Source organism: Corynebacterium sp. KPL1824 (assembly GCF_000478095.1).
In the GTDB taxonomy this organism is placed as follows: Bacteria; Actinomycetota; Actinomycetes; order Mycobacteriales; family Mycobacteriaceae; genus Corynebacterium; species Corynebacterium accolens.
In genome coordinates this window covers 400619-420282 of sequence record NZ_KI515750.1, presented here as the reverse complement: position 1 = coordinate 420282, position 19664 = coordinate 400619, and the positions used below count along the sequence as shown (strand labels likewise).

General features: G+C 59.6%; 16 protein-coding genes. 15 read left to right on the top strand and 1 reads right to left on the bottom strand.

The window, feature by feature from the left end; all coding sequences use genetic code 11:
* The first annotated feature begins 101 nt into the window (after positions 1-101).
* Both gdhA and HMPREF1267_RS08270 read left to right on the top strand, forming a co-directional pair.
* Positions 102-1448, top strand: a complete 1347-nt coding sequence (gene gdhA / locus HMPREF1267_RS08275) for an NADP-specific glutamate dehydrogenase (protein WP_023022958.1) — start codon at positions 102-104, stop codon at positions 1446-1448.
* A gap of 240 nt (positions 1449-1688) precedes the next feature.
* Complete coding sequence (locus HMPREF1267_RS08270; RefSeq protein ID WP_023028938.1) at positions 1689-2456, top strand: DivIVA domain-containing protein; 768 nt, start codon at positions 1689-1691, stop codon at positions 2454-2456.
* A 102-nt stretch (positions 2457-2558) separates the two neighbouring features.
* Here HMPREF1267_RS08270 and HMPREF1267_RS08265 read toward each other — a convergent pair whose 3' ends face one another.
* Entirely contained in the window at positions 2559-3173 is a 615-nt protein-coding gene (locus tag HMPREF1267_RS08265) for a hypothetical protein (RefSeq protein ID WP_023028937.1), read from the bottom strand.
* A 150-nt stretch (positions 3174-3323) separates the two neighbouring features.
* Between HMPREF1267_RS08265 and HMPREF1267_RS08260 the strand changes: the two genes are divergently transcribed.
* The 13 genes from HMPREF1267_RS08260 to HMPREF1267_RS08200 all read left to right on the top strand — a co-directional run bounded on the left by HMPREF1267_RS08260 (position 3324) and on the right by HMPREF1267_RS08200 (position 19533).
* Positions 3324-3872 (top strand): DUF177 domain-containing protein, encoded by a 549-nt coding sequence (locus HMPREF1267_RS08260; protein ID WP_023028936.1) that lies wholly within the window; start codon positions 3324-3326, stop codon positions 3870-3872.
* Positions 3869-4639, top strand: coding sequence for a ribonuclease III (rnc, locus tag HMPREF1267_RS08255; RefSeq protein ID WP_005283703.1), 771 nt, complete (start codon positions 3869-3871; stop codon positions 4637-4639). The genes HMPREF1267_RS08260 and rnc overlap by 4 nt, the downstream gene beginning before the upstream one ends.
* A 3-nt stretch (positions 4640-4642) precedes the next feature.
* Positions 4643-5458 carry a bifunctional DNA-formamidopyrimidine glycosylase/DNA-(apurinic or apyrimidinic site) lyase gene (mutM, locus tag HMPREF1267_RS08250; protein ID WP_023017287.1) on the top strand — a complete coding sequence of 272 codons (816 nt, stop codon included), beginning with the start codon at positions 4643-4645 and terminating at the stop codon, positions 5456-5458.
* A gap of 53 nt (positions 5459-5511) precedes the next feature.
* Complete coding sequence (locus tag HMPREF1267_RS08245; RefSeq protein WP_023017288.1) at positions 5512-7014, top strand: sodium:alanine symporter family protein; 1503 nt, start codon at positions 5512-5514, stop codon at positions 7012-7014.
* Between the two features lie 18 nt (positions 7015-7032).
* Complete coding sequence (locus HMPREF1267_RS08240; RefSeq protein WP_023028935.1) at positions 7033-7311, top strand: acylphosphatase; 279 nt, start codon at positions 7033-7035, stop codon at positions 7309-7311.
* Positions 7312-7368: 57 nt separating this feature from the next.
* The gene (gene smc, locus HMPREF1267_RS08235; protein WP_023028934.1) at positions 7369-10899 is read left to right on the top strand and encodes a chromosome segregation protein SMC; all 3531 of its coding nucleotides are present in this window, start codon (positions 7369-7371) and stop codon (positions 10897-10899) included.
* Between the two features lie 54 nt (positions 10900-10953).
* Positions 10954-13092, top strand: a complete 2139-nt coding sequence (gene ftsY, locus HMPREF1267_RS08230; protein ID WP_023028933.1) for a signal recognition particle-docking protein FtsY — start codon at positions 10954-10956, stop codon at positions 13090-13092.
* Between the two features lie 249 nt (positions 13093-13341).
* The gene (locus HMPREF1267_RS08225) at positions 13342-16323 is read left to right on the top strand and encodes a DUF4040 family protein (RefSeq protein WP_023028932.1); all 2982 of its coding nucleotides are present in this window, start codon (positions 13342-13344) and stop codon (positions 16321-16323) included.
* Positions 16323-16799 (top strand): sodium:proton antiporter, encoded by a 477-nt coding sequence (locus HMPREF1267_RS08220; RefSeq protein ID WP_005278605.1) that lies wholly within the window; start codon positions 16323-16325, stop codon positions 16797-16799. Before HMPREF1267_RS08225 ends, HMPREF1267_RS08220 begins: the two co-directional genes overlap by 1 nt.
* Positions 16799-18340 (top strand): monovalent cation/H+ antiporter subunit D family protein, encoded by a 1542-nt coding sequence (locus tag HMPREF1267_RS08215; protein ID WP_005278607.1) that lies wholly within the window; start codon positions 16799-16801, stop codon positions 18338-18340. The genes HMPREF1267_RS08220 and HMPREF1267_RS08215 overlap by 1 nt, the downstream gene beginning before the upstream one ends.
* Positions 18341-18874, top strand: coding sequence for a monovalent cation/H+ antiporter subunit E (locus HMPREF1267_RS08210; RefSeq protein WP_005278609.1), 534 nt, complete (start codon positions 18341-18343; stop codon positions 18872-18874).
* Complete coding sequence (locus HMPREF1267_RS08205; RefSeq protein ID WP_005278611.1) at positions 18871-19161, top strand: cation:proton antiporter; 291 nt, start codon at positions 18871-18873, stop codon at positions 19159-19161. The genes HMPREF1267_RS08210 and HMPREF1267_RS08205 overlap by 4 nt, the downstream gene beginning before the upstream one ends.
* Before the next feature lie 3 nt (positions 19162-19164).
* A complete protein-coding gene (locus HMPREF1267_RS08200; RefSeq protein WP_005278614.1) occupies positions 19165-19533 on the top strand; it encodes a Na+/H+ antiporter subunit G in 369 nt (122 codons plus the stop codon).
* The last annotated feature ends 131 nt before the right edge of the window (positions 19534-19664 follow it).

Here is a 19664-nt window from a genome sequence, read left to right as displayed (position 1 = left end):
GTAAGCGGGGGAGTGAGAAATAATTGCACTTGCATTATCGGTAGATTGATAGGAAACTGGTTTCTGCTAGTCAAACTCCACGAGAATGGGATTTATACACTATGTCTGTTGATAGCCAGATTTCTGAGTACTACGACAAGCTACTCAAGCGTAACGCCGGCGAGCCGGAATTCCACCAGGCGGTGTCTGAGGTGCTGGATTCGCTCAAGATCGTCCTGGATAAGGACCCACACTACGCAGACTACGGTCTGGTTGAGCGCCTGTGTGAGCCAGAGCGCCAGCTCATCTTCCGCGTCCCATGGGTTGATGACAACGGCGAGGTGCAGGTCAACCGCGGTTTCCGTGTGCAGTTCAACTCCGCGCTCGGCCCGTACAAGGGTGGCCTGCGGTTCCACCCCTCGGTAAACCTGGGCATTATTAAGTTCTTGGGCTTTGAGCAGATCTTTAAAAACTCCCTGACCGGCCTGCCCATCGGTGGCGGCAAGGGTGGCTCCGACTTTGACCCGAAGGGCAAGTCTGAGCAGGAAGTTATGCGCTTCTGCCAGTCCTTTATGACCGAGCTGCACCGCCACATTGGCGAGTACCGCGATGTTCCTGCCGGCGATATCGGCGTCGGCGGCCGCGAAATCGGCTTCCTCTTCGGCCAATTCCGCCGCCTGACCACCCAGCACGAGTCCGGCGTCCTGACCGGTAAGGGCCTGACCTGGGGCGGTTCCTTGGTGCGTACCGAGGCCACCGGTTTCGGTGCCGTCTACATCACCGAAGAAATGATGAAGACCCACGGCGAGTCCTTCGATGGCGCCAAGGTCATCGTCTCCGGCTCCGGTAACGTGGCCATCTACGCCGCCGCAAAGGCACAGGAACTGGGTGCTACCGTCGTCGCAATGTCTGACTCCTCCGGCTACATCACCACCCCGAATGGCGTGGACGTTGACCTGCTTCGCGATGTCAAGGAAGTCCGCCGTGAGCGCATCTCCACCTACGCCAAGGAAGCTGGCAACGGCGTGGAGTTCCACGAGGGTGGCAATATCTGGGATGTCCAGGCTGATGTTGCACTGCCGTGTGCGACCCAGAACGAGCTCGACGGTGAGTCCGCTAAGAAGCTCGTCGAGGGCGGCGTGCGCTACGTTGCAGAGGGCGCTAACATGCCGTCTACCCCGGATGCGGTGCACGTATTCCAGGACTCCAAGATCAACTTCGCACCCGGCAAGGCTGCTAACGCCGGTGGCGTGGCAACCTCCGCACTGGAGATGCAGCAGAACGCATCCCGCGACTCTTGGTCCTTCGAATACACCGATGACCGCCTGCGCGGCATCATGAGCAACATCTTCAAGAACATCGACAACACGGCCAAGGAATACGACCGTGAAGGCGACTATGTGGCTGGCTCCAATATCGCCGGCTTCAAGAAGGTGGCTGACGCCATGCTGGCACAGGGCGTTATCTAAACTCCGATAACCAACGGCTCCCCATTTCTCCGCATGCGCGGGGAGGTGGGGAGTTTCTGCATTGCTGCGAAAGCACCGCGGCCGCATGCACCTGTGCCGCGGGTATGTGGAGGGAAAATGGACTAATCGCACACGGGGTGCGAATCGAACTCGGAGAGCATTAGCCCTCGTTGCACCGGCCTGAGGATTCAAGGCGCGCCCTCCACACAATGCGGGGTGCTGCGTTGTAGAATTCCCAGCATGTACCGTGTCTTTGAATCCCTTGATGAATTAGTTCAGCATTTGGAGCAGGCTTCTGGCTTTCCCATGACCTCCAATTGCTTGGTCCCCCGCCATGAGATGCTGGCGCTTCTCGATGACCTGCGTAACGCGCTGCCCGTAGAAATCGACGATGCGCAGGACGTTTTAGACAAGCAAGACGAGATTATCCGCGGCGCCGAAGAGCGTGCGGATAACACCATTAATGAGGCGAATGCGCAGGCCACCGATATGGTCAACCAGGCGCGCCAAGAGGCCGATACCACGATCGCGCAGGCAGAAGAACATGCCCAGCGGCTGATGGCTGATGCCGAGGCGCGCGCCCAGTCCACTGTTGAGCAAGCCCGCGCAGATGCAGACCGCACCATTGCTCAGGCCAACGAGGAATACGAGCGCTCGGTGGCCGAAGGCCGCCAGGAACAAGAACGTTTGGTTTCCGAATCTGAAGTTGTCCGCCGCGCCAACGAAGAAGCCAACCGGATCGTGGAGACCGCATACACCGAATCCAACCGGCTGCGCACGGAGTGCGACGACTTTGTAGATAGCAAGCTCAGCGAATTTGAAAGCTCCCTCAGCGGCCTCTTGCGCACCGTTAATTCCGATCGCTCCGCCTTGCGCGGTGGGGCCGGCGTGCGCTCTCGCGGCGGCGACTACCTGCCGTCCACCAACGCTGGTTCCTCTCGCGGTGGTGCTAGCGCCCCGCGCTATGGCGACGATGACGGTTACGAGCGCCGTTATACCGAGCGCTAAACGCTTAAACTACAAGGCACGACGCTTAAAAAGTCCTGCTGCACGGGGTACATCGCGAAAATCGCGGCACCGTGTAGCAGGACTTATTGTGCCTGTGGGAGTCTAGACCGAGCTGCGCGAGTTGGAGTGGTGCGGCGTGGGGGATGAGGGGGCATCGGCAAGCGAGGCGTCAACAGCATGTGCAGTGGGGTGTGGGCGCTGGCTCTGGACCGCCACGAAGGCCACGATTCCCGCGCTGACCAGGCCAGGGAAGAGGAAGGTGACCAAGGCCGTGGTGAAGTAGGACGAGAGCGAGGTCATCGAGCCGCTCATAAAGTCTTGGGGGAAGAACATCGCGCTGAGGCTAATGACCGCGCCTGCGGTAAGGAACATGGTGCCGACGCTAAGCAGCGCGCAGGCAAGGGCTTCGCGCGAAAGCCACGTGATGGCGGCGGCGCTGGCCGAAAACACTAGGGCACCGGTAAGTACTGTGAGGTCGAGTCCGGAAGGGATGACCAAAATCGCGCCGGCGATAAGCCCCGCGCACAAGCTGAGGATGAGGGCGGAGGAAAGGCGCAGGCCCCTGTCGCCGTAGATGCCAGAGTGATCAGCCTTGGGCAGGCGATGGAGGACTGTCCCAGAGATGACCAAGAAGGTGACGGGAAGGCAGCACAACACTCCGAATCTAGGAGCGATAGCGCTCAAATCTCCTGAGGCCGCGGCCAAGTGGTAAGTCATGCCTTTAGGCTAAGGCGGCTGCGGCCTGCAGGAAAGGGAAAACCGGCAAGCCATAGCGCTTTATGCCCAAACCTTCAGTTTCTTGCCAGAAAAAGCGGCCGTGCCAGCAACTACGCGGAGTTTGCGAGGCAGGGTAGACTACCAACTGTTATGACATCTCCATTGAAGTTCGATGTGGGCGAATTATTAAACGCCCAAGGCGCTGACGCAATGCCGGAACAACGCACCCAGACGGGACCTGCACCGGAAAGGATTGGCGTGGAAATGATCGCCATCCCTAAGGGTGAAGATCTCACCGTTGCCGCGATCCTGACCCCCCTGGGGTCAGGCGTTCTGGTTGATGCGGATATCTCGGGCGTTCTCACGGGCGAGTGTGCGCGCTGCTTAAAAGAGCTCCACCCACAGCTGGATTTGCACGTGACCCAGGTCTTTGCCGCCGATGAATCTTTTGTCAGCGGCGATGACGCCGATTCTGATGATGCCGGCTCGGGCGATGAAATCCCAGAAATCGAAGACGATGAGCTGGATCTGCTCCAGGCGGTCATCGATGAAGCAGGCCTGGACCTCCCGTTCGCCCCCGTCTGCGAAGACGGTTGCGATATTCAGACCCCAGAGGGTGTGACCACCGGAATTTCTGGGGAAGAAGAGGAAGAGGAGAAGGTAGACCCGCGCTGGGCAGGTCTGGAGAAGTTCCTATGAGCCGCAAGAAGAAGCTAACCGGGCACGAGGCATGGGAGGCCGCCTTTGCGGCGGTGGACCACAGCCCGCTCTTGGAATCGCTCGGCGTTGCCTTGGAGCCGGAAAACCTGCGCTTGGCGCTTACGCACCGTTCCTTTGCCAATGAAAACGGGCACCTGCCCAATAATGAGCGCCTCGAGTTCTTGGGCGATGCCGTCTTGGGGCTCTCGGTGGCCGCGAAGCTATACGTGACGTATCCATCGCGCCCGGAATCCGATATCTCTAAGATGCGCGCGTCCATTGTCTCGCGCTATGGGCTTTCCGATATCGCGCGTGAGATTAACCTGGGCCCGCATATCTTATTGGGCAAGGGCGAGCAGTCCACCGGTGGGCGCGATAAGGATTCCATCCTTGCGGATACCACCGAGGCGATTTTCGGCGCCATTTACCGCGAGCACGGCTTTGAAACCGCCCGCGATGTCATCCTGCGCCTCTTCGCGGAAAAGATCGATAATGCCTCTGTCAGCGGGCGCCACTTGGACTGGAAGACCACCTTGCAAGAGCTGTGCGCTGAGCTAAAGGCACCGATGCCGGTCTATTCGGCTACCGCCACCGGCCCAGAACACGATCAAACCTTCAGCGCGGTTGCCACCGTCGCTGGGCTGAGCGTGGGAAATGGGCAGGGGCACAATAAGAAATTAGCGGAGCAGCAGGCCGCGCAAGAAGCATGCCAAACCCTGCGCGAAACCCCGTTGCTGGTGCAAGGGACCGCTCATAAAGAAGGCTAAATAATGCCAGAACTGCCCGAAGTGGAATCGGTGCGCCGCGGGGTGGAAACCTACGTCGTGGGTAAAGAAATTACATCGGTAGACATTGCGCACCCGCGGGCGAACCGCGGCCAAGATGAACCCCTGGCGGGTCTTGTCGTGGGCAAGGAAATCGCCGCGGTGGCCCGCCGCGGCAAATTCATGTGGCTGGAATTCGTGGGGGAGGACCCGATGGATAGCCACCGCGACGTGCTTTTTATTCACTTGGGCATGTCGGGGCAGCTGCGCATCGGCCACACTGATTCGCCGCACCGCCGCATCACGGTAGTACTTAGCGATGCCACCGAGCTGCACTTCGTGGATCAGCGCACCTTTGGGTACTGGCTGTATGCGCCCTGGTCCGCGATCTCGCATATTGGTTTAGATCCCCTGGAACCCGATTTTGATATCGCCAGCGCCGCGCGCCGCCTGCGGAAGAAGAAAACCGCGGTAAAGACGGCGCTATTGGATCAAACGCTGGTATCTGGAATTGGCAATATCTACGCCGATGAAGCGCTGTGGGCAGCGCGCATTTCACCGCGCAAGAAGGCTTCGGCGCTGCGGCAGAAAGATGCCGTGGCGCTATTGAGCGCGGCACAGACCGTGATGTCTGCCGCCCTCAAAGCGGGGGGAACGAGCTTTGATTCTTTGTACGTCAACGTCAACGGTGAATCCGGCTATTTTGCGCGCTCGCTTGCGGCCTATGGCCGTGTTGGCCAGCCATGTTCCCGTTGCGGCACGCCCATAAAGCGGTGCGTTTTAGGGGGCCGCTCGAGCCATTATTGCCCCCACTGCCAATAAGCCTGCCCCCGTGAGGTTCACGTTGTGCACCTTTAGGCAGTAAATTAATTCGCATGGAATTTCTCGAAAATGTCGTCACGACATTTAACGATGGCGTGTGGACATACATCCTGCCTTGGCTACTCATTGGTGCAGGCCTGTTATTCGGTGCGCGCACCGCAGTGGTGCAGATCCGCAAGGTGCCGGATATGCTGCGCGCCGTCGTCGAGCGGCCCCAAAGCGATGATGAGGATGAGGGCGCAGGAAGCGGAGGTATCTCCGCATTTAAGGCGTTTACCATTTCTGCGGCATCGCGCGTGGGTACCGGCAATGTGGCCGGTGTGGCAGTGGCCATTTCCGTAGGTGGACCTGGCGCCGTCTTCTGGATGTGGATCATCGCCCTTCTCGGCGGCGCGACCGCCTTCGTGGAATCCACACTGGCGCAGCTGTGGAAGGTCCGCAATGGCGATACGTACCGCGGCGGGCCGGCTTATTATATGAAGCGCGGCCTGGGCTGGGGCCCGCTCGGCGTTCTTTTCTCTATCGCCATCGTCTTTACCTTCGGCTTGGTCTATAACTCCTTCCAGACCAACGCCATCGCAGAGGCCGTGGCCTTTTCCTTCGGCCGCGAAGACGATGCCACCTTTGGCTCCATCATTGGCATCATCATCGCGATTGCCGCGGGCCTCATCATTTTTGGCGGCGTAAAGCGCATTGCCAATATCACCCAGGTGGTCGTTCCGTTTATGGCCCTGGCGTACCTGCTCATCGGCGGCTTCGTGGTCATTACGAACTTTGACAAGGTCCCGGGCATGCTGGGCGATATCATCGGCCACGCGCTCGGCTTTAAGGAAATCGCCGGCGCGGGCATCGGCGCCGCGATGATGAAGGGCATCCAGCGCGGCCTGTTTTCCAATGAGGCCGGCGAGGGGTCTGCCCCTAACGCCGCGGCTACCGCCACCGTCTCCCACCCGGTAAAGCAGGGCTTGGTGCAGACCTTGGGCGTGTACTTCGACACCATCGTGGTCTGTACCATTACCGCCTTCCTGATCCTGCTCGGCCCGGAAGTTGCCTACGGCGAAGAGGCCGAGGGCGTTTCCCTTACCCAGGCGGCCTTGTCCGCCGAGGTTGGCCACTGGGGCATTCACTTCGTCAGCTTCATCTTGTTCTTCCTGGCCTTTTCTTCCATCTTGGGCAATTACTACTTGGCAGAAGCCAACCTGGAATACCTCACCACCAATAAAACGGTGCTCAATATCTTCCGCCTCGTGGTGCTGTTCTTCGTCTGGTTCGGCGCAGTCGGATCCCTGCCATTGGTCTTCGCCCTGGCAGATACCGGTGCGGCGACGATGGTGATTCTGAATATCATCGCCATTGTTCCGCTATCCGGCGTGGCCATTCAATTGTTAAAGAACTTCAACGAGCAGCGCAGTAAGGGCATCGATCCGGTCTTCCACCGCGATATGCTTCCCGATGTCCCCGGTGTGGAGTGCTGGGACGGTTCTGACCCCGTGACCCGCCGCAGCGATGCGGACCGCAAAATCTTGCGCGATCGCGGCGAGGCCGATCGCTACTAATAAGGAAGGTGCAGTGACATGGAAAGAATGACTGCCTTTGTGCACGGCAACGTGCAGGGCGTGGGCTTTCGCTGGTGGATGCGGTCGCGCGCACTGGAATTAGGCCTTTCTGGGCATGCGACCAACCTGGCAGATGGTCGCGTGCAGGTTGTTGCTGAGGGCCCGCGCACAGACTGCGAGAAGCTCTTGGAACTATTGCAGGAGCAACCGAGCACCACCCGTCGCCCCGGCAGCGTCGATCTCGTGGTCGAGCAGTGGGCGGACGCAAAGGGCGAAAGCGGCTTTGTTGAGCGCTAATAGCCAACCCAATGCTTGCTGCAGCTCGTGTCTTAAAGGCTTGCTACACTATCCCAAATGCACCTGAAATCGCTGACGCTCAAAGGCTTTAAGTCATTCGCGTCGGCGACGTCTCTCAAATTTGAGCCGGGCATCTGCGCCGTCGTCGGCCCGAATGGTTCCGGTAAGTCCAACGTGGTCGATGCCCTTGCGTGGGTCATGGGAGAAGCCAGCGCGAAAACCCTGCGCGGCGGCAAGATGCAAGACGTCATCTTCGCCGGTGCGGGCGACCGCAAGCAATTGGGCAGGGCCGAGGTTACGCTCACCATCGATAATGCCGATGGTGCCCTGCCCATCGAGTACTCCGAGGTATCCGTTACCCGCCGCATGTTCCGCGATGGCGCGAGCGAATACGAAATCAACGGGGCAAAGGCCCGGTTGATGGATATCCAGGAGCTGCTTTCTGATTCCGGCATTGGCCGGGAAATGCACATCATCGTGGGGCAGGGCAAGCTTTCTGAAATCCTGGAATCGCGCCCCGAGGATCGCCGCTCCTATATCGAGGAAGCCGCAGGTGTCCTCAAACACCGCCGCCGCAAAGAAAAGGCCCAGCGCAAGCTGACGGGCATGCAGGCCAATTTGGACCGCCTGCAGGATTTGACCGATGAGCTGGGAAAACAGCTCAAGCCCTTGGCGCGGCAGGCAGAAGCCGCCCAGCGCGCGGCAACAGTGCAGGCGGATGTGCGCGATGCGCGCCTGCGCCTGGCCGGAGATCGCATCGTCGGCCTGCGGCAGAAGCTTTCCGCTGCCGAGCAGACCGCGACGGCCCTATCCACCCAGGTGGAAGAGACCACGGCGCAGCTCGAAGAGGCGACCGAGCACCAAATGGAGCTGGAAACCCAGCTAGAGGAGGTCAATCCGCAAGCGGAAGCCGCCCAAAAACTGTGGTTTGATCTCTCCACCTTGTCCGAGCGCATTGCGGCGACCCAGCGCATCGCGGAGGAGCGGGCGGATAATGCCGGGTCCCAGGTCGCTTATGCCGGCCAGGATCCGGATGATTTAGAGGCCAAGGCGGCGCGCGCGGACGAGGAGCACGAGGAGCTCGTGGTGGCGGCGGAAGAAGCCGCGGAGCGGTTAGAAAGCATCCGGGAGGAAGTGGCGGAGCGTCGGCAAGCATTCGAGGCCGCCGAGCACGAACATATGGCACAGGTGCGTGCCATTGCGGATCGCCGCGAGGGCGTGGTGCGCCTTTTTGCCGCCGAGGAAAAGGCGGCGGGGCAGGTAGCCAGCGCGGAAGAGGAGTTGACGCGGCAGGAAGAGGCCGTGGCTTCGCTGCAGCGCCGCACCCAGAATGCGCAGGCAGAAGCTGCTGAGGTAGCGCAGAAGCTGGATAATTATGCCGCGGAGCGCCAGCCTTTGGAGGAGGCGCATACGCGGGCTGCCAGCGAGTCCGGTGCTGCCGATAAGCGCTTGGATCAGCTCCGCGATGCCCAGCGCGAGCGCGAGCGCAGTGTCTATACGCTGCGGTCCCGCATCGATACGCTGTCCCAGACCATTCCCGAGTCGGTCGAGGTGGGCGAAGAATTCCAGCCATTGGCCGCGTATATTTCCACCACCTATGAATCGGCGGTTGCGGCCGCGTTGGGCACCTTTGCGGAGGCGCAGGCAGGGCAGTTGACCGAGGGCTTGATTGCGGATTTGGAGAAGGGCCCGCGCTCAGCGCTGCTGGATGCGGCGGCGGCAGCGCCTGCGAGCTCGTGGCGCGTCGATGCCGATCTGCCGCCGCAGACCTCCTGGTTGCTGGATCACATAACGGTCCAATCTGCGGTGTCGGCGGCGTTACACAGGCTGCTTGCCGATGTCGTCCTCGTCCCCGATATTGCCCACGGCCGGCGCCTCGTCTCCGAGGATCCGCGCCTGCGCGCCGTGACCGCCTCCGGCGTTGTCATCGGCGAAGGCTGGGTCGAGGTCGGCACCGGTTCCTCGTCTACCGTGGAGGTCACCGCCCGCATCGCGGAGGCTGAAGAAGAACTAGAGCAGGCAAATCAAGCCCTGCACGAGCTTTCCGGGACTTTGGAGGGGGCAAAGATTGCCGCCGAAGATGCCCGCGTGACGGCCGCGTCCGCCAAGGCCGCGTTGCGGGAGCACGATACCGAAGTCGATGCCTGGAAGCGCGATCATCACCGCCTGGAGAAGCAGTACGAGGCGAATAAGGCGGAGCTGGAAAAATCCGCGCAGCGCGCCACTGAGATCGAGATCCGGCTGCAGAAAGCCAACCAGGAGCTTGCCGATGCCCGCGATAGGCTCGCCCGCGTCGACGCCGACGATCAACCAGACGAGCCCTCGTCCGCCGATAGGGACGCCGCCTCGGCCGCGCTGGAAGAGGTAAAGTCCATGGAAATGGAGGCCCAAGTCGCGGCCCGCTCGGCGCAAGAGCGCGTGGGCCAAGTTGCCGGCAAGGCCGATAATTTACGGCGTCAGGCCCAACACGAACGCCAGGCGAAGGCCCGCCATGAACAGGCCATGGCTCGCCGCAAGGCGCAGGGGCAATTGGCATCGGCAGTGGCGCGACACGCACAGGATTTGGCCGCGCGGGCGAACCAGCTTTTAAGTCGCGCCACCTCCGAGCGCGATGAGTTTGTACACGAGCGCAACTCCTTAAATTCCCAATTGCAGCAAGCCAAGCAGGCGGTATCGGCCGCACGCCAAAATAGCGACCGGCTAACCGCGCGGGCGCATGAAGCAGAACTGGCCCGCTCGCAGGCACAGGTGCGCCTGGATGAAGCCGAGAAAAAGATCGGCGAACAGCTGGGCATCGCCATCGCAGACCTCTTGCGCGATTTCACCCCGGGCGAAGATTTCGACCGCAGCGCCGAAAAGTCGCGGCTGCAGCAGGCAGAAAAGGATCTGAACTCGCTGGGCAAGGTCAACCCCTTGGCCTTGGAAGAATATAAGGCGCTGGAAGAGCGATACAGCTACCTGTCCACGCAGCTCGATGACGTCATCCAAGCCCGTCAGGACCTCGCCGGGGTAATTTCGGATGTGGATAAGCAAATCCTGCAGCTATTTACCGATGCCTGGCGGGATGTGGAAGCCGAATTTCCCAAGGTATTCAATACCCTTTTCCCGGGTGGAGAGGGCCGGTTGATCCTTACCGAGCCCGAAGACATGCTCACCACCGGCATTGAGGTCGAAGCCCGCCCGCCAGGCAAGAAGGTCAAGCGCCTATCGCTGCTTTCCGGCGGCGAAAAATCCCTTACCGCACTGGCCATGCTCGTGGCGATCTTCCGCGCGCGCCCCAGCCCGTTCTACGTCATGGATGAGGTCGAGGCAGCGCTTGATGATGTCAACCTGCGCCGGCTCATCGCCCTATTTGAGGAATTGCGGAAGGATTCCCAGCTCATCGTCATCACGCACCAAAAGCCCACCATGGATGTGGCCAATGTCCTCTATGGCGTAACCATGCGCGGCGATGGCATCACCCGGGTCATCTCCCAGCGCATGAATCCAGCCGGGCTCGCGCCGGGAGCCGAGCAAGCAAGCCGGGATGCGACGCGGCTTGGGGTTGATGCGCCGAACTCAGGTGGTACGCCGCAGTCAACGGAATAGAAGTTTTCGCCTCCCTTTTGTGCCGCAAGCCCGAAAGGCTGGCACTATAGAGGCATGAATTCTTTATGGTTATGGATCGGCATAGCAATCGTTGTCATTGTGCTGATTGTCGTCTTTATTGCAATTGGCAAAAAGCGCGGTGAATCCAAGAAGGTTTCTTTCGAGAAACCCAAGGAAGAAGAGCCTAAGCAGCTAACGCAGGAGCAAAAGTCCGGCAATTACCAGGCCAAGTCTGGCTTCAACTTTGCCCCAGCGGGCTCAAAAGAACCCGAAAAGGTAGCGCAGGGGAAGCCGCAGCAGGCCCAGCCACAGCAGGCTAAGCAGGAGCAGCAGCCGGAGTCCTCGGAGAAATCGGAGCAATCGGAGCCGAGCGCTACCGATATCGCCAATGCGCAGCTCAACGGCGAAGAGCCACCGGCGGCCAAGCGACCTGAACCGGCTAAGGATAAGGACGCTGCCTCCACAAAGGAGGCCAAGCAGGAAGAACCGCAGCGCCAAGAACCTGCAGCTGACGAGCAGCCGAAGAAGTCCGCAGAGCCCGCGGAATCCAAGAAACCTGCAGAAGACGGCGACGTACCCAACCAGGATAAGGACACAGGAAAAGCCGACGTCGCTGGCGATGAGGCTAAGTCCGAGTCCAAATCCGAGTCTGCTTCCACTTCGGAAGCGGAGTCCAAGCCTGCCGCGGATAAGCCTGCGGCGGATAAGACTGAAGGTAAGGGCACTGCCGGTACGGCCGCTGCCGCTGCGGCCGCAGCTGGGGGAGTCGGCTCCGCCGCTTCTGCAGCCTCTGGTGACCGCCAGGAATCCGCCGCAGATGATGCGGATAAGGAACCTGCAGATCAGGCAACTGACCAATCTGATAAGCCGGATTCCGCGCAGGCTTCCACACCTGCTTCCGGTGAGGCGGAAGCAGAGGATAAAGAAGCAAAGGGCAGCGAGCAATCCGCCCCAGCTGCAGCCGAGAAACCCGCAGCAGAAGGCACAGACGATCGGCACCGCGGCGAGCCGGACCATGAAGAAAAAGACCCAGAAGACGTTGTATCCGTCGAGGCCGCCGAGGTAGAAGACGAATCGCCGGTCTTCGATGCGGTGGTAGATGATAAAGACGCTGACCACATCGAAGAACGCGTTGATAACCGCGAGGAAGCCGAAGAAGCTGCGGCTGCCGCCGATGCACAAACGGATGCTGCAGAAGCAGCCAAAGAACAAACCCCTGTGCCTGATGGCGAACCTGCTGCGGCGGGCCAGCCCACCGAAGACATCGCTCCGGCAGGCGGCCGTCTCGGCCGGCTGCGCGGTCGCCTCTCTCGTTCCCAGAACGCCATCGGCCAGGGGCTGATGGGAATTCTTTCCGCAGGTGATCTGGACGAAGACGCTTGGGAGGAAATCGAAGATACCCTCATCATGGCGGATCTGGGCACCAAGTCCACGATGAAGGTCACCGATTCTTTGCGTGACAAGATCGCTGAGCGTGGCGTGTCGAGCGAGGAAGAGGCGCGTGCGATGCTGCGTGAATGCCTCATCGAGGCCTGCCACCCAGAAATGGATCGCTCGATTCGCGCGATGCCCAATGACGGAAAGCCCGCCATTGTCATGGTCGTAGGCGTCAACGGCACCGGTAAGACCACCACCACCGGTAAGCTCGCCCGCGTCCTCGTATCGATGGATCACAGCGTCCTGTTGGGTGCGGCAGATACGTTCCGTGCTGCGGCTGCAGACCAGCTAGAAACGTGGGGACGCCGCGTGGGCGCCGAAACCGTGCGCGGCAAGGAAGGCGCAGACCCAGCCTCCGTGGCCTTTGATGCCGTGGCCACCGGCGTGGAACAGCAGGTCGATGTCGTCTTGGTCGATACGGCCGGCCGCCTGCACACCTCGACGGACCTGATGGATCAGCTGGGCAAGGTCAAGCGCGTCGTAGAAAAGAAGACCGAGGTTGATGAGGTCCTCTTGGTTCTCGATGCCACGGTGGGCCAAAACGGCCTGGCACAGGCTCGCATTTTCCGCGAGGTCGTGGATATTTCCGGCGTGGTGCTCACCAAGCTGGATGGCACGGCGAAGGGCGGCATCGTCTTCCAAGTGCAAGAGGAATTGGGCGTTCCAGTCAAGCTTGTGGGCTTGGGTGAGGGCGCCGATGACCTTGCGCCATTCGAAGTTGAAGGATTCGTCGATGCCTTGTTAGGTGAGAAATAGGGTCTTCTCCCTCAACCGTTTTAGATAACTCCCCAGTACCTGGCTGCTCATAAAATGAAGTAGTCGCGGGGGCTGGGGAGTTTTTCGCGCCTATGTGCCTTGCAGGTATGTCCTGCGAGCATGGGGAGCCGTGGATTGCTGTGATCTGCATTGAGCTGGTGAGCAATGGTAATCTGGTAGGGCTGTATTTAGTGATTCGGTGCGAAATTCGCACCATTCCAAGACCAAGGTTCGTGAGGCAAGTATTTCGTGACGCTACTTTTTGCTGTCCTCCTCGCAGCATTGGCAGTGATCTTGGCACCGGTGACCGTAAAGGTCATGGACCGACAGGCGGGCTATCCATTAGCCGTCCTCTTTCTCATCGCAGCGGTGCTCATTGCTAAGGATTTTTCTGCCATTGCAGCGGGGGAGGAACTCAGTTTCCAAGCCACCTGGGTACGCGATTTTATTGCACCGGGGGTTGATGTAAGTTTCGCTCTGCGCGGAGATGCTTTGAGCATCTTCTTCGCCATGTTGGCTCTTGTCATTGGCGCTGTCGTGTTGACCTACTCGGCAGCGTATCTCCCGAAAAATGAGGGAAATACGAGCTTTTATACATTGATGACGGCGTTTACGCTGTCCATCTTGTTGCTGGTTCTGGCCAATGACGTTGTTGTCCTATTCCTCGCCTGGGAGCTTGTCTCCTTGGCTTCCTTCATGCTCATTGCGCGTTCTGGCTCCGGGGGAGAGGCAGGTTCACAGCGTACCTTAATCCTGACGTTCATCGGTGGCCTTACACTATTGACGGCATTGGGAATTGCCGCAGTGACCACCGGTTCGACCACCATTTCTGAGATCCTCGCATCCTCGGTATGGGACGACCGTCCAGGCGTGACCGCAAGCGTTGCCGTGCTTATCGCGGCGTCCGCCTTTACCAAGTCCGCTCAATTCCCATTCCACTTCTGGCTGCCAGAAGCTATGGCTGCTGCGACGCCAGTCTCGGCGTTCCTGCACGCCGCGGCCGTGGTCAAGGCGGGCATCTACTTGCTTATTCGCTTCTCCACGATCTTCTACGATGTCGCCGTGTGGAACTGGGTGCTCATCGTCGTCGGTATGGGCACGGCTGTTATGTCCGCGGTATTCGCGGTGCAAAAGACGGACTTGAAGAAGCTGACCGCTTATTCCACCGTGTCTCACCTGGGTTGGATTGTGGCCACCATCGGTGTCGGTACCCCGTTCGCTATTGGGGCAGCACTGGTGCACACCCTGGCACACGCGCTCTTTAAGTCCTCGCTCTTCATGCTCATCGGCGTCATTGACCATGAAGCGGGTTCGCGCGATATCCGTCGCCTTGGCCCGCTGTGGAATAAGATGCCGTGGACGTTTGGCTCTGTCGTCATCGGCGCCGCCTCCATGGCTGCGGTTCCTCCGCTGCTGGGCTTCGTGTCCAAGGAAGGCATGCTTACCGCCTTCGAGGATGCCCCCATTGGCGGCGCAGGCCAAGCAATCTTGCTTGCCGTGGCGGGTATCGGTGCGTTCTTTACCTTCACCTACTCGGCAAAGATCGTCTTCGGTGCATTCTTCGATGGGCCGCGCTCTATGGACGATGTCCACGAAGCCCCAGTTGCCCTGTGGCTTCCTGCTGCGCTACCGGGCTTTATGTCCCTGCCGCTCGTCTTCGTCCTGGGTATTTTCGATGAGCCTTTGGAGCATGCCGTTGCCGCTGTGGGCATGGAAACGCATTCTCACCTTGCGGTATGGCATGGAATCAACGTGCCATTCATCATCTCGATTCTCGTGCTGGTGGCCGGTATCGCTGGTCTCTTTGCCCGCAAGAAGATGTGGCCGGCTTTCGAGGGCCGGAACTTCATGCCGCGCAGCGGCAACGAGCTCCTGCAAAGCCTGCAGGATGGCTGCGCCAAGCTCGGCCAGGTATTGGGCAAGATGTCCGATTCCCACAACCCGTCCCGGCACATCCTGCCGATTGTCATCGTGATTATCGTCCTCGCCGGTACTACCTTGTTTGGTGAGGGCGTCGACGGCGTACCGCTGCAACCGCGCGTCGATGGTCTCGATAACCCGTGGGACCTGCTGCCGTTGGGCATCATTGCCTTGTCCGTATTCGGGCTGGTTCGTACCAAGAACCGCCTCACCGGCGCCGTCATGATCGGCATCGCAGGTACCGGCGTTACCTTGCAGATGTTCCTCTTGGGTGCACCGGACGTGGCACTGACGCAGTTCATGGTGGAAGCCCTGTCCGTGGTCGTCATGATGATGGTGCTGCGTTACCTGCCGGAGACCTTCCAGCCGGTTACTGATAAATCCCGCAGGGTAGGCTCCATCGTTATCGCCGTGTTGGCCGGTATCGCTGCCTTCCTCGGCGTGTGGGGCCTGATGGGCCGCCACGAACGTTCGGACTTGGCGCTGTGGTACCTCGACGAGGCACCGGATATCACGGGTGGCGATAACGTCGTGGCCACCATCATCGTGGAATTCCGTGCACTCGATACTTTGGGCGAGCTGTCCGTGTTGGGCATGGCCGCCGTCGTTATCGCAGCCATTACCACGACGCTGCCGCGCTTCCCGTTCAGCTCGGGTACGCGCCCAGCGCCATTCGGTCAGTCGCAGCTGAACTCCGTGCCGCTGCGCAAGGGAATCAATATTGTCATTCCTTTGCTCATCATCATGTCCGTCATCGTGTTCTTCCGCGGGCACAATTCCTCCGGCGGTGGATTCCCAGCGGCGCTCATCATGGGTGCGGCTATTGGCTTGACCTACCTGTCCCGCGGCTCCGATGAAATTGTCTTCGGCCGGATGACCCCAGTTCACCTCACCGGAATTGGCATCATAACGGCGCTATTGGCAGGCTTTATTGGCTACTGGCACGACGGCTTTGGCAATGGTGGTTTCCTCACCGCCCTGCACGGTGAAGCCTTTGGCCAGCACTGGACGACGTCCCTCATCTTCGACCTCGGTATTTACCTGGCCGTGTTGGGCATGCTCACGATGGCCATCAACGCCTTGGGCGGCTACCTCAGGCCAGGTACCGAGCGGGACTTCCTGCCGTGGATTCATGACGATGACTCGGCCCTGCCGGCCACGCCGCGCATCGCCGTTGAGGATGCGGACGATCCGTATCCAGACCCAATCAACCCGTCGACGGATCCGCTCGCTTTGCTGAGCCCCAAAGAGGCAAAGACAAAGACAAAGCAACGTCGCCGTTCTAACGCCAACCGAGGAGGGGAGAAGTAATGATTCTCGCGTTAACTATCGCCATCCTCATCGGTGGCGCCGTCTATCTCATTCAGCAACGCGGCTTGGTCCGCATTGTGTTGGGCATGATGGCATTCGGCCACGGTGCCAACCTGACTTTGTTGGCCACTGGCGTGTACTCCTACCGAGGCGAAGCCTTTCCCTCGGAAGTACCGCATGACCAGATGGCAGATCCGCTACCGCAGGCATTCGTGCTGACGGCCGTTGTTATCTCCATGGCAACCTCGACCATCTTGTTGACCATGGCCGCGATGGGTAAAAACGATGACACCGATGTGGTGGAACCCGTCGATGACAACACCATCGATCACGCATTTTCTACCTTGGGCCGCGATGCCCAGAACCGTGCGATTTTGGAAGAATCCGCGAATGAGCTCGATCGCATTGGCCGGGTAGACCACGACACTCCCGTGGCTGAGCGCGGGGTAAATAGGAAGAAGGAGGATGAAAAATAATGGCTGATGTTGTAGCCCAACTTCTTCCACTTTTCCCGGGCATTCCGCTCATTGCCGCGGCTCTTGCCTTGCTGGCGCCGTGGCGCGCCGTCCGCGATGCGATCATGCTCATCATTCCCGGGGTCGGTGTCTTCGCCGGCCTGGGACTGTTGATCTACACCATGAACAATGGGGTAGTGGCGCATACCGTGGGCCTCTACGTAGGCAATGTGGGTATTCCGCTCGTTGCGGACGCCTTCTCCGCGCTGATGATCATCACCACGATGATCGTGGCCTTTGGTGCTAACTGGTTCGCCATCGTGGGCGGGGAGACGAAATCTCGTTACTATCCGTCGCTCACCCTGATCCTTATTACTGGTGTGTGCGGTGCGCTGCTGACCGCTGACCTCTTTAACTTCTTCGTATTCATTGAGGTCATGCTGCTGCCGTCGTACGGCCTTATCACCATGTCGGGCACGTGGTCGCGCTTGGCGGCAGGACGCGCGTTCGTCCTCGTTAACCTTTTTGCCTCCACGCTGCTGGTGGTTGGTGTCGGTTATATCTATTCCGTCACCGGCTCGGTTAACCTGGCTGCCCTGCAGGGGGCCGCTGCCGGCAACGGCCCGGTCACCGTCGCCGCGGGCATTATCCTTATTGCGATTACCGCCAAGGCCGGTGTCTTCCCGGTGCAGTCTTGGCTACCGCGTACCTATCCAGGCACGTCGGCCGCGGTGATGGGCCTTTTCTCCGGCCTGCACACGAAGGTCGCCGTCTACATGCTCTACCGGCTGTACGTGCAGCTTTTCGATCTTGAGCAGCGGTGGAACGTCCTTATCATCGTCCTCATGCTGATCTCGATGATGATCGGTGCCTTTGGTGGTCTGACCGAAAAGACCATTCGCCGCGTGCTGGGTTACCAGATGCTCAACGGTATGCCGTTCATCTTGGTGATGCTGGCCTTTACCTCGGAAGACCCAAGCCGCGCTCTGGCCGCCGGTATCATGTACACGATTCACCACATGGTGACCGTTGGCTCGTTGATCCTGGCGTCCGGTGCCATCGAAGAGACCTACGGTACGGGTGACTTGACCAAGCTATCCGGCCTCGCGCGCCGCGATACCATCATCGCCTGGATTTTTGCCGCCGGTGCCTTCTCCGTGGTGGGCTTCCCACCATTCTCCGGCATGTGGGGCAAGCTCATGATCGTCTTCGAGGTCGCCCGCAACGGCGGCGCTTGGGCCTGGATTGCTATTGCCGCCATCATCATCGCTTCCTTCGCCGCATTCTTGGCGATGTTGCGCGTCTGGCGCGAAGCCTTCTGGGGACACGATTTGCCCTCGGACAAGGTTCCCGATGAGCTCATCATCCGCAAGAAGCTGATGGCGCCTTCCGCAGCGCTCATCTTGGTCTCGCTGGGCATGTTCATTTTCTCCGGCGTGGTTATTGATGCGGTGGAAACCGCAGCCGAGCAACTGCTGGACACGACGGCTTATACTGACACCATCTTGGGTGATGATTCAGCCGCACTACCTAATATCGATGACATTCAGGAGGGCCGATAAATGCATGCCGTAGCTTATGCACTCTGGCTCATCAAGGAGATTTTCGTTGCTGGGTTCACCCTGGCGATGTCAGCATTTAAGCCCGATAACGAATACCACCCGGTGATCATCCGGTATCCACTGCGCGTTACCAGCGCCTGGGAGATTTTTTGGTTCACCTCGTCCATCACCGCCACCCCTGGCACGCTGTCGTTGGGACTGCGCGAACCACCGCGCAAGGGCTTGCCCCGCATCGTGCTAGTACAAGCGGTACAGGGTTCCGATCCTGCGGCGATTGTGGCTGACTTGGCCGATATGGAAGAGCACTTGGCACCGCGCGTGAAGAGCATCGACTATGGCGTTCCTGGGCAAGGGGATACGACGGAGCTCGATGAGGCTTTCTACGAATTCCCCTTGGATACCCTGGGTCGCTATATGCGCTCGCCGGACCTCGCGCGGGCGGAGGACACTCCGCTTTCGGAGAGCCAAGCGGACGTCGAAAAGCCCAAGCACCTCGCCCGGAAAATTCAACGCAGGAAGGAGACCGACCGATGATTGATTTTGCAACATTGTCCCCATTCGGTTGGGTTGTACTGGTGTGCGTGTTCATCATGGGCGGGGCCGCTTGGTGCGGGGTGCTATTAGCGCTGCGCACCCGCGATGAACTCACCCGCGCGGTGATGTCAGACATCGTCTTTTACGGCATGATCTGCATGTACCTCGGCTGGTCAATGATCAACAATGCCCCCTTGGCCTATGACATTGCCCTGATTGGCGCCATCGCGGCCGGTATTTTGCCGACCTTGTCTATGGCACGCATTATTTCGAAAGGTCGGCGATAAGTCATGGCTGTTTACGAGATTATTGCTTCGATCTTGCTCATTGTCGCCACCATCCTCGTGGTGGCAACCGTGGTCTCCTTGTGGCGCGCGCCGGATGCCTTGACCCGTGCCAACCTGATGGGCCCGACCGTGGGTTTGGCGGTGCCGCTTATTATCGTCGCCAAGCTCGTGGTGGATTTTGGCCAAGATGGCTTTTCTTTGGGCCTTCTTATCAAAGGCCTCATCGCCTGCTTCGGCGTGTGGATTATCGGCTCGGTGGGCTCGTTCTACCTGGGCCGTTCCATCTATGGCGTTGCGGTTACTGACGTCAAGCACGCCAAACACAATAATGAGAAAATCCAGACCGTCTATGCAGATGAAGACGAAATCTAGGGTTATTCTTTCCTCATGAGTAACGCGGGTGCGTACCTTCTCCAAGGAGGGGTGCGGCCCGCGCTTCTTTTGCGCTGCCGCGGTGCTTAGCGCAGCGGGGAGCCAGCCGTAATTTGCCGATTGCCACCTTA